Origin of the sequence: Citrobacter sp. C1 (assembly GCF_014596895.2) — a bacterium.
Classification (GTDB): Bacteria; Pseudomonadota; Gammaproteobacteria; order Enterobacterales; family Enterobacteriaceae; genus Citrobacter; species Citrobacter gillenii.
The window spans coordinates 3,241,079-3,256,584 of sequence record NZ_CP115035.1; the positions used below are offsets into that span (position 1 = coordinate 3,241,079).

Here is a 15,506-nt window from a genome sequence, read left to right on the forward strand (position 1 = left end):
GACAACCCCGCAGAATAGACAGGCTTACCGTTAAAACTCTAAACAGAGTGACGAGTTTTTCCCTGGAGGGGAAATGTCGCAAGTCTCGCAGGCGAGGAACCTGGGTAAATATTTCCTGCTTATCGATAATATGCTGGTCGTGCTGGGCTTCTTCGTCGTCTTCCCGCTGATCTCGATTCGTTTCGTCGACCAAATGGGTTGGGCCGCCGTGATGGTCGGCATCGCGCTCGGGTTACGTCAATTTATTCAGCAGGGTTTGGGAATTTTTGGCGGGGCCATTGCCGACCGTTTTGGCGCAAAACCGATGATTGTCACCGGCATGCTGATGCGCGCCGCCGGGTTTGCGACGATGGGAATCGCCCATGAACCCTGGCTTCTGTGGTTTTCCTGTTTTCTCTCCGGGCTGGGCGGCACGCTGTTCGATCCCCCCCGTTCGGCGCTGGTGGTCAAACTGATCCGCCCGGAAAAGCGCGGGCGCTTCTTCTCTATCCTGATGATGCAGGACAGCGCCGGGGCGGTCATTGGGGCATTACTGGGAAGCTGGCTGTTACAGTATGACTTCAGGCTGGTCTGCGCCACCGGGGCCATTATCTTCATCCTGTGCGCCGCCTTTAACGCCTGGTTGCTTCCTGCGTGGAAACTATCGACAGTGAAAATTCCGGTGCGTGAAGGGATGAACCACGTGATGCGTGACAAGCGATTTGTCACTTACGTGCTGACGCTGGCAGGTTACTACATGCTGGCAGTCCAGGTGATGCTGATGCTGCCGATTATGGTTAACGACATTGCAGGATCCCCGGCGGCCGTCAAATGGATGTATGCCATCGAGGCGTGCCTCTCGTTAACGTTGCTCTACCCGATTGCCCGCTGGAGCGAAAAACGTTTTCGCCTTGAACACCGCCTGATGGCCGGTCTGTTAATCATGTCAGTCAGCATGATGCCTATTGGGTTGGTCGGAAACCTACAGCAGCTCTTCACCCTGATCTGCACGTTCTATATCGGCTCCATTATTGCTGAGCCAGCACGTGAAACGCTCAGCGCCTCGCTGGCGAGCGCACGGGCCCGGGGGAGCTATATGGGTTTTAGTCGGCTGGGACTCGCCATCGGCGGCGCCATAGGCTACATCGGCGGCGGCTGGCTGTTTGATATGGGTAAGGCACTGTCGCAGCCCGAGTTACCGTGGATGATGCTGGGTGTTATCGGCATTATCACCTTCCTGGCGCTGGGCTGGCAGTTCAGCCACAAACGCACGACGCGTGGCATGCTGGAGCCTGATGCCTGACGCGTAACCCTCAGCCCGGACACCTTTTCAGTTTTTTCTGCTGGTGTCCGGGGCGCTGGTACTGGATGCTGCTTTGTGTCACGATTACGCCATAAGCATCATGTTGAGGAACCCCATGAAAAAGTTTTTTTTTGCTGCTGCACTCATTGTCAGCGGCCTGTTGGTTGGTTGTAATCAACTCACACAATACACGGTAAGCGAGCAAGAAATTAACCAGGCGCTGGCAAAGCATAATAATTTTTCGAAAGATATCGGTTTGCCCGGCGTTGCTGAAGCCCACATCGTGCTGAGCAATCTGACCAGCCAGATCGGTCGTGAAGAACCCAATAAAGTGACCCTTACCGGCGACGCCAACCTGGACATGAACTCACTATTTGGCAGCCAGAAAGCGACAATGAAGCTGAAGTTAAAAGCATTACCGGTGTTCAATAAAGAAAAAGGCGCGATTTATCTGCAAGAGATGGAAGTGGTTGATGCGACCGTCACACCAGAAAAAATGCAGTCGGTTTTGCAAACCCTGATGCCATATTTAAACCAGTCGCTGCGCAATTATTTCAACCAGCAACCGGCATACGTCCTGCGTGAAGACAGCAGTGAAGGCGAAGCGCTGGCGAAAAAGCTGGCAAAAGGAATTGAAGTAAAACCGGGTGAAATCATCATCCCGTTCACCGATTAACACACCAAAGGGCGCATCAGCGCCCTTTTTTTCGTGCAAACGAAAACGTTTCCGCTTATCCTTTGTTTCCGGCAAAAAAGACTATCCTCAGCCGGAGCATATTGATGACTGCACCATCCCAGGTATTAAAGATCCGCCGCCCAGACGACTGGCATCTTCACTTTCGCGATGGCGACATGTTGAAAACTGTCGTGCCCTACACCAGTGAAATTTATGGACGCGCAATTGTCATGCCGAACCTGGCACCGCCCGTCACTACTGTTGACGCAGCCATCGCTTACCGTCAGCGTATACTGGACGCCGTACCTGCCGGAAACGATTTCACCCCGTTAATGACCTGCTATCTGACGGACACGCTGGATCCCAACGAACTGGAGCGCGGGTTCAACGAAGGTGTTTTCACCGCCGCCAAACTCTACCCGGCTAACGCCACCACCAACTCTACTCACGGCGTGACCTCTATTGATGCCATCATGCCGGTTCTGGAACGGATGGAAAAACTCGGCATGCCTTTGCTGGTGCACGGTGAAGTCACGCACGCGGAAATCGATATATTCGATCGCGAAGCACGCTTTATTGACACGGTGATGGAGCCATTGCGGTCGCGTCTGACCGCGCTGAAAGTGGTGTTTGAACATATCACCACTAAAGACGCCGCCGACTACGTGCGTGACGGCAATGATCTGCTGGCAGCGACCATTACCCCGCAGCATTTGATGTTTAACCGTAACCATATGCTGGTCGGGGGCATTCGTCCGCATCTTTATTGCCTGCCTATTCTCAAGCGAAACATCCACCAGCAGGCGCTGCGTGAACTGGTCGCCAGTGGTTTCAGCCGGGCGTTCCTCGGCACTGACTCGGCGCCGCATGCGCGTCATCGTAAAGAATCCAGCTGCGGCTGCGCGGGGTGTTTTAATGCCCCTACCGCACTCGCCAGTTATGCCACCGTCTTCGAAGAGATGAACGCCCTGGCCCATTTCGAGGCCTTCTGCTCGCTTAACGGTCCTCGCTTCTACGGACTGCCGGTTAACGACACCTTTATTGAACTGGTTAAAGAAGAGCAGCAGATACCGGAAAGTATCGCGCTGGAGGGAGACACGCTGGTGCCTTTCCTCGGCGGTGAAACAGTACGCTGGTCAGTGAATCGCTAAAAAAATGTCGCAACCTGTTGTCAACTGGCGAAGTTAACTGTATAAATAACCAGTATATTCAACAGGGGGCTATTATGCGTATTGAAGTCACTATTGCCAAAACTTCACCTTTGCCTGCTGGCGCCATTGACGCGTTGGCAGGTGAACTCTCCCGTCGTATTCACCATCATTTTCCGGATAACGACGGTAACGTCACCGTTCGTTATGCCGGCACAAACAATCTGTCGGTCATTGGCGCGACAAAAGAGGACAAAGAACGCATCAGCGAGATCCTGCAAGAAACATGGGAAAGCGCGGATGACTGGTTCATTAATGAATAAAAAATGATATGCAGTGATGTTTTTTGCCGGGTCGCCCCGGCTTTTTTTATTTTCCCGTATCATAAAGATTTCGAGCAATCTCTCTCAACAAAACAGTTAATGTTTATTTACATGCTGATTATCTTTTAGTCAAAACCACAAAATAACTGCACAACATGCTAAAAAAATATGAATGACATGCCGGTTTATCGTTCAGATAACACTTAAAACAAAAAAATTATGCCCTGTCCTCTTTAAATTTTCAGTGAATACCCTTATTTATTGATATACTGAACTTGCTTCAGAAAAAAACGCATTGAACCTCGAAAACCGTTGTCTAGTAACACGAATTAGGGGGCATGATGGAAAAGAATAATGAAGTCATTCAGACTCATCCGCTTGTAGGATGGGACATCAGCACCGTTGATAGCTATGATGCGCTGATGCTGCGTTTGCACTACCAGACCCCGAATCGTCCAGACCCAAATGGGACTGAAGTTGGTCAAACGCTCTGGTTAACCACTGATGTTGCCAGGCAATTTATTTCAATATTAGAAGCCGGAATCGCCAAAATTGAATCAGGTGATTTCCCCGCTAATGAGTATCAGCGTCATTAAATCTGATGCACCCAACCTTCAAAAGGCACCTTAACGGTGCCTTTCTTATTTGATGGTTGAACATTCCGGGTTGAATATTCCAGGTCAGTTATTTACCCTGCTACTATCGCGATTGCAGAGAGAAGCGGATGAAATACGACTTAATCATTATTGGCAGCGGTTCCGTAGGCGCCGCCGCCGGATACTATGCCACGCGCGCCGGTCTGAATGTACTGATGATCGATGCACATATGCCGCCGCACCAACAGGGTAGCCATCACGGCGATACACGCTTAATTCGTCATGCCTATGGCGAAGGTGAAAAATACGTTCCGTTGGTCCTGCGCGCGCAGACATTGTGGGATGAACTCGCCCAGCATAATGAAGAACCTGTGTTTGTCCGTTCTGGCGTTGTCAACCTCGGCCCGGCAGATTCCACGTTCTTATCTAACGTGGCGCAAAGCGCAAAACAGTGGCAGCTCAACGTTGAACAGTTGGATGCCGCTGCCATCATGGCCCGCTGGCCCGAAATTCGTGTCCCGGAAAACTATATCGGCCTGTTTGAGGCCGATTCAGGTTTTCTGCGCAGTGAGTTGGCCATTAAGACCTGGATTCGCCTGGCTGAGGAAGCAGGCTGCGCTCAGCTGTTTAAATGCCCGGTTACCGCGATTCATCATCATGATGATGGCGTAACGGTTGAGACCGCAGACGGCGACTATCACGCGAAAAAAGCGCTGGTGAGTGCCGGCACCTGGGTACAGGCATTAGTACCGGAATTGCCGATACAGCCAGTGCGCAAAGTGTTCGCGTGGTATCAGGCTGACGGGCGCTACAGCGTTAAAAACAATTTCCCGGCCTTCACCGGCGAATTGCCTAATGGCGATCAGTATTACGGTTTCCCGGCCGAGAACGACGAACTGAAGATTGGTAAACATAACGGCGGGCAGGTTATTCACTCAGCCGAAGAGCGCAAAGCGTTTGCCGCTGTCGCCAGCGATGGTTCAGAGGCTTTCCCGTTCCTGCGTTCTGTTCTGCCCGGCGTGGGATGTTGTCTGCACGGTGCGTCGTGCACCTACGATAACTCTCCGGATGAAGACTTTATTATTGATACGCTACCCGGACATGATAATACGCTTATTATTACCGGGCTAAGCGGTCACGGCTTTAAGTTTGCCTCGGTACTGGGGGAAATTGCGGCTGATTTTGCCCAGGACAAGCCGTCGGCCTTCGACCTGGCACCGTTCAAACTGAGCCGTTTTAAACTATAACCATGATATGGCCTCGCCACTGGGGCCATTTTATTGAAGGAATAATAGTGATGCGCCGCATCGTTGACTATCTGGTGAATAATATACGCGAGCATTTTATGCTCTACATTATTTTATGGTCGCTGCTGGCAATCATGGATGTAATATATATTATGTTTTTCTGATCTTAGCCTGCTGACAATAATTGACAGCAATTGAGATTTCTTTAATTTTTATTGTGATTAATTGAATAATCAGAAACCCTACAAAGTACCGCACATCAGGCTCTACCCGCCCATCTTTCTCTAAACACCTGATGATCAACTCATCATCACATCAAATTTATTGAATTAAGAATAAATATCATCACTATTGTTATTTATTAGTTGCATTAATGTCTTTTACAGGCCATTTTCATTCACTTCTGAAATATCTATCGGTGTATTTATGCAATTCAATAATAGTCCACAGCGCTATGGTGTGGTGTCAGCCGTTTTACACTGGCTGGTCGCGCTTGCCGTGTATGGCATGTTTGCGTTGGGTTTATGGATGGTCACACTCAGCTATTACGATGGCTGGTACCACCAGGCACCTGAACTGCATAAAAGCATCGGCGTATTGCTGATGATGGGGCTTGTGATTCGCGTGGTCTGGCGGCTGTTCTCTCCTCCTCCTGCGGCATTGAAAAGCTATTCTCGCTTAACTCGTCTGGCTGCGGCCCTGGGCCACCTCAGTTTATATCTGCTGCTGTTCTCCATTGTCATCAGTGGGTATTTAATTTCGAGCGCAGACGGCAAACCCATCAGCGTCTTTGGCTGGTTTGAGATCCCCGCCACGCTCGCCAACGCCGGGGCGCAGGCCGATCTCGCCGGGAGTCTGCACCTGTGGCTTGCCTGGAGCGTTGTGGTCCTCTCTCTTTTACATGGGCTGATGGCCCTGAAACACCACTTTATCGACAACGACGATACCCTTAATCGCATGTTGGGAAAATCGTCATCTGACTATGGAGCTTAAAATGAAAAAAAACCTGCTGGGACTGACTCTCGCATCTTTACTGTTTACCACCAGTTCGGCCATCGCGGCAGATTACAAAATCGACAAAGAAGGACAACATGCCTTTGTTAATTTTCGTATTCAGCATCTGGGATACAGCTGGCTGTACGGCACCTTTAAAGACTTCGACGGATCGTTTACCTTCGATGAAAAAAATCCAGCCGCCGATAAAGTGAACGTCACCATTAACACCAACAGCGTTGACACTAATCATGCCGAGCGTGACAAGCATCTGCGCAGCGCAGATTTCCTTAACGTCGCCAAATTCCCGCAGGCGACCTTCACCTCCACCAGCGTGAAGAAAGCGGGTAACGACCTGGATATTACCGGGGATCTGACGCTGAACGGCGTCACCAAACCGGTCACGCTGGACGCGAAGCTTATTGGTCAGGGTGGCGATCCGTGGGGTGGCACCCGTGCAGGCTTTGAAGCACAAGGGAAGATTAAGCTGAAGGACTTTAACATCACCACCGACCTGGGGCCTGCTTCACAGGAAGTAGACTTAATCATCTCGGTAGAAGGTGTTCAGCAGAAATAGTATCTCAATGCTGCCAAAATGGAAGCCGGATGAGGCTGTAGCCCTCATCCGGCATCATTTTATTGCGCAGGGTCTGGAATACCCAGTTTAGTATTCAGACGGCCACGGGACTTATTAAAAATTTTATTGCCATTCTCACGACCTGCGCGACGGCGACGTTGTTCCTCTTCAGGCAACGTACTCTCTTCACAACACAGATCGCTGCAGCACCCTTTGTACTTCTCGGCGCAGGCCGGGCACTGGATAAACAGAAGATGGCAGCCGTCATTTTTGCAGTTGGTATGACTGTCGCACGCCGCACCACACTGATGACAATGCGCAATAACGTCTTCAGAGATCCGCTCCCCCATCCGCTCATCAAAAACAAAGTTTTTACCGATGAAGCGTACCGGTAGTCCCTGTTCTCGAGCTTTACGGGCATATTCAATAATGCCGCCCTCAATGTGCCAGACTTTACTGAACCCGTTGTATTTCATCCAGGCGCTGGCCTTCTCACAGCGAATACCGCCCGTGCAGTACATTACGATTTTTTTATCTTTATGTTCCTGCATCATTTCAACGGCTTTCGGCAACTGATCGCGGAACGTATCTGCCGGGATCTCCATGGCGTTCTCGAAGTGCCCCACCTCATACTCATAGTGGTTGCGCATATCGATAAACACCGCGTCAGGATCGTCAAGCATGGCGTTCACTTCTGCCGCCTTCAGGTAATCACCAACGTTGCTGGCATCAAAAGCAGGATCATCGATGCCATCTGCCACAATACGTTCACGGACTTTCATGCGCAGTACCCAGAACGATTTTCCGTCATCGTCCAGCGCAATGTTAAGTCGCAGCCCGGCAAACGCAGGATCAAACGCGTACAGCTGCTGACGGAATGCCTCAACCTTGCTTTGCGGCACGCTGATTTGTGCGTTAATGCCTTCGTGCGCCAGATATACGCGCCCGAAAACGTTCAGCTCGGTGAACAGTTGGTACAGCGCATCACGCGTATCCTGAGGATTAACGAGGTTGAAATATTTATAAAATGAAATCGTGGTGCGCGGCTCAGATTCCGCCAACATTTTAGCTTTGAGCGCGTCATTCGAAATGCGGTTGTGTAACACTGGCATGGTGTACGTTTCCTGCAGTCAGTAAAAAGATGAAAATCGGCCGGCATCATAAAGCAAACATTGCCAATTTACATCCACACATTTTACGCTACATTTCATACTTCATGATAAAAGCGTCACAACAATTGACGAAAAACCAGCCATTCTCCCGTCACAAATTTTTGATACGCGCGAAAAAATGCGACAATACAGGGCATTGGTCGTTTAATGACAGGATAGACATGACGAATTTACCCAAGTTCTCGGCTGCACTTTTGCATCCACGTTATTGGTTAACCTGGCTAGGTATTGGCATCCTTTGGTTGATCGTGCAGTTACCCTATCCGTTCCTCTATAAGCTGGGCTGTACATTAGGTCGGCTGGCGTTACATGTGATGAGACGCCGGGCAAAGATTGTTTCGCGTAATCTGGAGCTGTGCTTCCCACAGATGAGCGAACAAGAGCGTCAGCAGATGGTGGTAAAAAACTTTGAGTCCGTCGGCATGGGCGTAGTGGAAACTGGCATGGCCTGGTTTTGGTCCGACCGTCGTATTACGCGCTGGACCGAAGTAATCGGCATGGAGCATATTCGTGATGTTCAGGCACAGCAGCGTGGGATCCTGTTAGTGGGTCTGCACTTTCTGACGCTTGAATTAGGCGCGCGTCAGTTTGGTTTACAGGAACCCGGTATCGGGGTGTATCGCCCCAACGACAATCCGCTGCTCGACTGGCTGCAAACCTGGGGGCGTATGCGCTCCAATAAATCAATGCTCGATCGTAAAGATCTAAAAGGGATGGTCAAGGCTCTGAAGAAAGGTGAAGTGGTCTGGTATGCCCCGGATCACGACTACGGCCCACGCTCCAGCGTCTTTGTGCCGCTGTTTGCTGTAGAGCAGGCTGCAACCACCTCTGGGACGTGGATGCTGTCGCGGATGTCCAATGCGTGTCTGGTGCCGTTTGTCCCTCGTCGTAAACCTGACGGCAAAGGGTATCAGTTGATTATGCTGCCGCCGGAATGTTCGCCGCCGCTGGACGATGCTGAAACCACCGCCGCGTGGATGAACAAAATTATTGAGAAATGCATCATGATGGCGCCGGAGCAATATATGTGGCTACATCGCCGGTTCAAAACACGCCCTGAAGGCGCACCTTCCTTGTACTGACCCTTTGTTGCAGCCCGCGGGCTGCAACATCTCCCCCTCCGTTTAGGTTTTACTGCTCTGCGCATTGCAGCGACTATCAACCAGGCGCATAATTAGTCTGCTTACTTATTTTTACACGATAGCGCAAACAGCGCGCCACACTGCGGATCGCTATGTCACCCTCAGATGTCTCCATCAACTGGAAGCGTAATCTCACGGTTGCCTGGCTCGGTTGCTTTTTAACCGGTGCAGCATTTAGCCTGGTAATGCCTTTCTTACCCCTGTATGTCGAAAGCCTCGGCGTGACGGGACACGGTGCCCTGAACATGTGGTCGGGTCTGGTGTTCAGCATTACGTTTCTTTTTTCAGCTATCGCTTCACCTTTCTGGGGCGGCCTTGCAGATCGCAAAGGCAGGAAAATCATGCTCCTGCGCTCAGCGCTGGGGATGGCTGTCGTGATGCTGCTAATGGGGCTGGCGCAAAATATCTGGCAGTTTTTGATCCTGCGTGCGCTGCTGGGACTGCTTGGTGGGTTCATTCCCAATGCGAATGCGCTGATCGCCACCCAGGTGCCGCGCAATAAAAGCGGCTGGGCGCTGGGAACACTTTCAACCGGCGGCGTCAGTGGCGCACTGCTGGGCCCGCTGGCGGGAGGCTTGCTTGCCGACCAATACGGGTTGCGCCCCGTTTTCTTTATTACCGCCAGCGTGCTGCTGCTCTGTTTTATGCTGACGTTATTTTTTATTCGTGAGCATTTTCAACCGGTCAGCAAAAAAGAGATGTTGCACATTCGGGAGGTCGTCGGATCCTTAAAAAATCCAAAGCTGGTACTGAGTCTGTTCGTCACCACACTGATCATTCAGGTCGCAACCGGATCCATCGCACCTATCTTGACGCTGTATGTGCGGGAACTGGCGGGTAACGTCGGCAATATCGCTTTTATCAGCGGCATGATCGCTTCAGTTCCCGGCGTGGCCGCTTTACTCAGCGCGCCAAGGCTGGGCAAATTAGGCGACCGCATAGGCCCGGAGAAGATCCTGATTGTCGCCCTGGTCATTTCCGTATTGCTGCTCATCCCCATGTCATTCGTCCAGACACCCTGGCAGCTCGGCATCCTGCGCTTTTTGCTGGGAGCCGCCGACGGCGCACTGCTCCCTGCCGTACAAACGCTGCTGGTCTATAACTCAACCAACCAAATAGCCGGGCGTATTTTCAGCTACAACCAGTCATTTCGTGATATTGGCAACGTGACGGGGCCACTGATGGGCGCAGCTATTTCAGCCAACTATGGTTTTCGCGCGGTCTTCTGCGTGACCGCGGGAGTGGTCTTATTTAACGCGCTCTACTCCTGGAACAGCCTGCGCCGACGTCGCGAAACCCAGCGCACGCAATGATTTTTGTGCATTCATACTTGCACTAGCGGAGAATCAACTATTATTTCCCTGAATACCTCATTAAATCAAAGGGAGACGCTGATGACCATGTATGCCACGCTGGAAGAAGCCATTGATGCTGCCCGTGAAGAGTTTCTGGCTGATAACCCCGACCTAGATGCGGACGACGCCAGTGTTCAGCAGTTGAACGTACAAAAGTATGTGCTACAGGATGGTGACATCATGTGGCAGGCTGAGTTTTTCGCCGACGAAGATGAGGAAGGCGAATGTCTGCCGATGCTGAGCGGTGAAGCGGCACAAAGCGTCTTTGATGGCGATTATGATGAGATTGAAATTCGCCAGGAGTGGCTGGAGGAAAATACCCTCCACGAGTGGGATGAAGGCGAATTCCAGCTTGAACCACCTCTGGATACCGAGGAAGGTCAGACGGCAGCCGACGAATGGGATGAGCGGTAATTACTCGTAGGGACCATGGTGGATGTCAAGGGGCAACAGCAGCGTATCAAACACCAGTGAAAAAGGCAGATCGATCAGGGTGACATAGCGCCATGCTGAATCCCGGACATCCCACTGCACGCCGGGATAGTATTGATTTCCGTGACCTTGCCCCGGGATCGTGCGGCTAATAATACTGCCGCACCCGCTCAGCAAGATGACCATGATTCCAACCGCAAGTATTCGCACCTGAACCCTCATTAACAACATTGTCATCCGCATAAAAAAATACCGGCACCAGGCCGGTATTTTCACATTTCAGGCGTTCTATTTCTTCCTGAGTGCCAGCGGGTTCAGGGTTATCCCCTGATAATAATTAACCCACGACGAATACTTATCCGGCGAGTTCCAGACGCGATAATGTAAACGCGCCATGGTCACCGGATCGCTCAACAGCACAAGGCGGCGATCGCGATTCAGTTTCTCAGGTGTATCGTTCAGCGCCTGCTCGACATGACGGTCACGGGCAATCTCCAGCACGTTACTGGAGCGGTGACGCGCGGTCGCCATCGCCGTAGCCAGTGCGTTAAATGACGGGTTAAACACCGCGTGCATAAAGCCGTCATCCAGCGAGCGATTGCGATTCATCACCAGGTAGTTATCCGTATCCACCAGCACCTGCGGAGGAGAATACTCCTCCGGGATCAGGAACAGCTTCCAGCGCTTGGTACGTAACCCTATCGTTGAACGGCTGGAAATCACCGACACAAACGGCGACAGGATCAGGGAGAAGACAATCGGTGCCAGCCAGAACAGGAAGCGCAGATCCAGCCAAGCCATACCGACCGCCCAGACCAGACCCAGCAGCAGCTGGGAGCCGTGACGCATAAACGCTTCACCCCACGGAGTGGAATCATCATCACGCTGCGGCGAGTTCCAGACGACTTCCCAACCGAGGAAAGCACTGACCACGAAGACGGTATGGAACAGCATACGCACCGGCGCCAGCAGCACGGAGAACAGCACCTCCAGCAGCAGCGACAGCGTCACGCGGACAAAACCGCCGTACTCTTTCGTCCCTTTGCACCAGATGAGCAAAATACTCAGCAGCTTCGGCAGGAACAGCAGCACCATGGTTGAGGCAAACAGTGCAATCGCCAGTTCAGGACGCCACTGCGGCCACACCGGGAACAGCTGACGCGGCTGCAGGAAGTATTGCGGCTCCGTCAGCGCATGCACCACCTGCAATGCGGTTGAAAGCGCGAGGAACATAAACCACAGCGGGGCAGACAGATAAGACATCACGCCCGTCAGGAACACCGCACGGTGAACCGGATGCATCCCTTTGACCAGGAACAGACGGAAGTTCATCAGGTTGCCGTGACACCAACGACGGTCACGCTTCAGTTCATCAAGCAGGTTTGGCGGCAGCTCTTCATAAGAACCCGGCAGATCGTAGGCAATCCACACCCCCCAGCCTGCACGACGCATTAACGCCGCTTCCACGAAGTCATGGGAGAGGATCGAACCCGCAAACGAGCCTTCACCCGGTAGCGGTGCGAGCGCACAATGCTCAATAAACGGCTTCACGCGAATAATCGCGTTGTGACCCCAGTAGTGCGACTCCCCGAGCTGCCAGAAGTGAAGCCCGGCGGTAAACAGCGGCCCATACACGCGCGTAGCAAACTGCTGGCAGCGTGCATACAGCGTGTCCATACCGGACGCTTTTGGCGACGACTGAATAATACCGGCATTCGGGTTCGCTTCCATCAGACGCACCAGACCGGTCAGGCAATCGCCGCTCATTACCGAGTCAGCGTCCAGGACGACCATGTAGCTGTACTGATTCCCCCAGCGACGGCAGAAGTCATCAATGTTGCCGCTTTTACGCTTCACACGACGACGACGACGGCGGTAGAAAATCTGTCCTTCGCCCTGCACTTCAGCGATCAGCTCCATCCAGGCTTTTTGTTCCGCCACGCAGATATCAGGGTTGTAGCTGTCGCTCAGGATGTAGACATCGAAATGCGCAGCATTACCCGTGGCTTTCACCGATTCCCACGTGGCGCGCAGCCCCGCGAATACGCGGTCAACGTCCTCGTTACAGATAGGCATGATAAGCGCAGTGCGGTGCTCAGGGTTTAATGCTTCATCCCCCACCGTTGACGCGGAAATACTGTACTTATCGCGGCCAATCAGCAGTTGCAAGAACCCCATCAGCGCGGTCCAGAACCCTGCCGATACCCAGCAGAACAATACCGCAAACAGAATCAGGATACCGGTCTGGAGCACATAGGGCAGCAATTGCATAAAGGAGACCCACAGGTCCTGCCCCATCATGTCTGCCGGATTAATGAACGCCCAGCCCTGGTACGGAAGAATGGTCTTCATATACCAGGTCGCAACGACCGTTTGCGCCAGCGTTAAGATAAGCAGCGTATAGCGGCGAATCGTCCCGACGGTACGCCATTTCTGTTCACTTTCTTGTTCTTCTTTCGTCAAACGAGAAAGATAACGCGGCGTAACATCGCGTCCACGCAGACGATCCCAAAAACGGCCTACCGGGTTGGTACGCCAGGGATCGGGAAACATAGATGTACGCGTAGCCTTCGGCATAGCCTGCAGCTGGTCGCGTCCTTCATCGTCTTTAATTAACTGCTCTTTGGCCAGAGAATCCGGCCAGGCTTGCTCAAGGCGAGCTTTAACAGACCCCTGCGGTGAATCGTCTTCGCGCGAGTAAGTACGATGCTCGGCATCCAGCGCCTGATGAACGGCGCGGATGTCAGTTTTCGGCAGTGCCGCTTTCTCGATATCCGAAAGCGGCATTGCGTCAATATACTCAGTTGTCTTATTCATTGGCAGGTAACTGGTAGCTCCAGGTTTCACTCAACGGCTGATCGGCATTGACCAACGCAGCACGCATTTCAGTGGTTTTCTTCGCATCTTTCACTTTCACGCGCAGCATCAGACGCCAACCCTTAGTGACCGGGTTATAACGCACCGTACTCTCAACGATTTCACCGTTATCACCAATGCTGGTTTGCGCGGTGACTGGGGTATCCTGCGGCAGTTTTTTCATATCTGCGCCGGCAAAATCGACGATAAATGCAATCGTGCCGTCAGGCTGACGAATGAGGTTCGATTGTTTGACATCACCGGTAGAACGACGTGTCTGCTGTACCCAGGCATTATCCGGCGCATGAAGTTTGTCTTCATCGCGGGTAAAGGTCAGCGTGTACTTGAAGTTCATCTCTTTGCCTGCTTCAGGCAGTTGGTCCGGCGTCCAGTAAGCGACGATGTTGTCGTTGGTTTCATCGTTGGTTGGGATTTCAACTAACTCAAGTTTCCCCTTGCCCCAGTCACCTTTCGGCGTTACCCAGGCACTCGGACGCAGGTCGTAGCGGTCGTCGATATCTTCAAAACGCGAGAACTGGCGGCCACGTTGCAGCAGACCAAATCCCTGCGGGTTTTCCATCGCAAAACTGCTCACCGCGAGGTGTTTCGGGTTATTCAGCGGACGCCAAATCCACTCGCCGTTGCCAGCATGGATAGACAAACCGTTAGAGTCGTGCAGCTCCGGACGATAGTTGGTCGCCGGAGACGGTTGGTTCGGCCCGAACAGGAACATACTGGTCAGCGGCGCAACGCCCAGTTTGCCTACTTTGTCGCGCAGGTAAACTTTGGACTGAACGTCCACCACCGTGTCACGGCCTGGCATAATCACAAAACGATAGGCCCCGGTGGCGCGTGGGGAGTCCAGCAATGCATAGATGGTTAAACGTTTGTCAGTCGGTTTTGGACGCTCGATCCAAAACTCGCGAAAACGGGGAAATTCTTCACCGGAAGGCAGTGCGGTATCAATAGCGAGGCCGCGTGCAGACAGGCCATAAACCTGACCGGCTCCCAGGACGCGGAAATAGCTGGCACCGAGCATGCTGACGATTTCATCGTTTTTATCTTTGCTGTTGATCGGGTACAGCACCTTGAACCCGGCGAAACCGAGATCTTTTACCGTGTCTTTATCATGCTGAACATCGCCGAAATTAAAATAATCCGGGTTGTATTTGATTCTCTTTACCGCTGTGGCGGTAACTTCGTTGATCTTGACCGGCGTGTCGAAGTACATACCCTGGTGGTAGAACTCGAGCTTAAATGGGGTCTTGAGATTGCTCCAGTAGGCTTTATCGTGATTGAACTGGATCTGCTGATAATCCGCATACTTCATGTCGCGGAAAACGGAGGGCAAGTTACTTTTAGGCGCCTCATAGCCTTTATCGGCTAAGGATTGAGCTTGCTTTGCCACATCATCAATACTGAATGCCCAGCTCGAAGATGTGTACAGCGTTAACATGACTGCTGCACCCAACCAACGCATTTTCATCATTTGTAGTTTATGTTTCATAATTAGTAAGCACTTCCCCCTTTGTGTGCTTATATTGATCCGATCCATTTTAATGGATAATCGGGTATTCCGACAACTGAATCCCTGTATTGTTCGCGCGCTGGCTCATGGTTTAATCAGGTTCATCTGCCTGTTTTCACTTTGCGTGCTTATCCTGGAGACAGGTTGTTGGACTTCGTGTAGGGTTGCCCTCGAATGTA

16 protein-coding genes are annotated in these 15,506 nt (G+C 52.0%); 12 read left to right on the forward strand and 4 right to left on the reverse strand.

All coding sequences use genetic code 11. The annotated features are described in order from the left end of the window. The first annotated feature begins 73 nt into the window (after positions 1-73). From mdtH to IB214_RS15815, 9 genes are all read left to right on the forward strand, one after another. Positions 74-1,282, forward strand: a complete 1,209-nt coding sequence (mdtH, locus tag IB214_RS15775) for a multidrug efflux MFS transporter MdtH (protein WP_117341763.1) — start codon at positions 74-76, stop codon at positions 1,280-1,282. Positions 1,283-1,397: 115 nt separating this feature from the next. Beyond that, positions 1,398-1,958: a lipoprotein gene (locus tag IB214_RS15780; RefSeq protein ID WP_096757571.1), complete on the forward strand. Its 561-nt coding sequence runs from the start codon at positions 1,398-1,400 to the stop codon at positions 1,956-1,958. Between the two features lie 104 nt (positions 1,959-2,062). Then, on the forward strand, positions 2,063-3,109 hold the full coding sequence (gene pyrC / locus IB214_RS15785; RefSeq protein WP_117341762.1) for a dihydroorotase: 1,047 nt from the start codon (positions 2,063-2,065) through the stop codon (positions 3,107-3,109). A gap of 74 nt (positions 3,110-3,183) precedes the next feature. Next, the gene (gene dinI, locus IB214_RS15790; protein ID WP_096757573.1) at positions 3,184-3,429 is read left to right on the forward strand and encodes a DNA damage-inducible protein I; all 246 of its coding nucleotides are present in this window, start codon (positions 3,184-3,186) and stop codon (positions 3,427-3,429) included. A gap of 341 nt (positions 3,430-3,770) precedes the next feature. Continuing rightward, positions 3,771-4,025, forward strand: coding sequence for a biofilm formation regulator BssS (gene bssS, locus IB214_RS15795; protein WP_096757575.1), 255 nt, complete (start codon positions 3,771-3,773; stop codon positions 4,023-4,025). A gap of 128 nt (positions 4,026-4,153) precedes the next feature. Next, positions 4,154-5,272, forward strand: a complete 1,119-nt coding sequence (gene solA, locus IB214_RS15800; protein WP_117341761.1) for an N-methyl-L-tryptophan oxidase — start codon at positions 4,154-4,156, stop codon at positions 5,270-5,272. A gap of 50 nt (positions 5,273-5,322) precedes the next feature. Further along, positions 5,323-5,436, forward strand: coding sequence for a YceO family protein (locus IB214_RS15805; protein WP_096757577.1), 114 nt, complete (start codon positions 5,323-5,325; stop codon positions 5,434-5,436). 262 nt (positions 5,437-5,698) lie between these two features. After that, positions 5,699-6,265, forward strand: a complete 567-nt coding sequence (locus IB214_RS15810) for a cytochrome b (protein ID WP_117341760.1) — start codon at positions 5,699-5,701, stop codon at positions 6,263-6,265. Position 6,266: 1 nt separating this feature from the next. Beyond that, positions 6,267-6,842 (forward strand): YceI family protein, encoded by a 576-nt coding sequence (locus tag IB214_RS15815; RefSeq protein ID WP_117341759.1) that lies wholly within the window; start codon positions 6,267-6,269, stop codon positions 6,840-6,842. Positions 6,843-6,901: 59 nt separating this feature from the next. Here the strand turns inward: IB214_RS15815 and IB214_RS15820 are convergent, their stop codons facing one another. Further along, the gene (locus IB214_RS15820) at positions 6,902-7,954 is read right to left on the reverse strand and encodes a rhodanese-related sulfurtransferase (protein WP_117341758.1); all 1,053 of its coding nucleotides are present in this window, start codon (positions 7,952-7,954) and stop codon (positions 6,902-6,904) included. Between the two features lie 221 nt (positions 7,955-8,175). On the opposite strand from IB214_RS15820, the gene IB214_RS15825 reads away from it, so the two are divergent. The 3 genes from IB214_RS15825 to IB214_RS15835 all read left to right on the forward strand — a co-directional run bounded on the left by IB214_RS15825 (position 8,176) and on the right by IB214_RS15835 (position 10,925). Further along, positions 8,176-9,096 carry a Kdo(2)-lipid IV(A) acyltransferase gene (locus IB214_RS15825; protein ID WP_117341757.1) on the forward strand — a complete coding sequence of 307 codons (921 nt, stop codon included), beginning with the start codon at positions 8,176-8,178 and terminating at the stop codon, positions 9,094-9,096. Between the two features lie 152 nt (positions 9,097-9,248). Beyond that, a complete protein-coding gene (gene mdtG / locus IB214_RS15830) occupies positions 9,249-10,469 on the forward strand; it encodes a multidrug efflux MFS transporter MdtG (RefSeq protein ID WP_117341756.1) in 1,221 nt (406 codons plus the stop codon). 81 nt (positions 10,470-10,550) lie between these two features. Next, positions 10,551-10,925, forward strand: a complete 375-nt coding sequence (locus tag IB214_RS15835) for a MysB family protein (RefSeq protein WP_096757583.1) — start codon at positions 10,551-10,553, stop codon at positions 10,923-10,925. Here the strand turns inward: IB214_RS15835 and IB214_RS15840 are convergent, their stop codons facing one another. The 3 genes from IB214_RS15840 to mdoG all read right to left on the reverse strand — a co-directional run bounded on the left by IB214_RS15840 (position 10,926) and on the right by mdoG (position 15,288). Next, positions 10,926-11,153 (reverse strand): YceK/YidQ family lipoprotein, encoded by a 228-nt coding sequence (locus tag IB214_RS15840; protein ID WP_096759434.1) that lies wholly within the window; start codon positions 11,151-11,153, stop codon positions 10,926-10,928. Between the two features lie 78 nt (positions 11,154-11,231). Further along, positions 11,232-13,760 carry a glucans biosynthesis glucosyltransferase MdoH gene (gene mdoH, locus IB214_RS15845; RefSeq protein ID WP_117341755.1) on the reverse strand — a complete coding sequence of 843 codons (2,529 nt, stop codon included), beginning with the start codon at positions 13,758-13,760 and terminating at the stop codon, positions 11,232-11,234. Beyond that, on the reverse strand, positions 13,753-15,288 hold the full coding sequence (mdoG, locus tag IB214_RS15850) for a glucans biosynthesis protein MdoG (RefSeq protein ID WP_096759435.1): 1,536 nt from the start codon (positions 15,286-15,288) through the stop codon (positions 13,753-13,755). The genes mdoH and mdoG overlap by 8 nt, the downstream gene beginning before the upstream one ends. Positions 15,289-15,506: the final 218 nt, after the last annotated feature.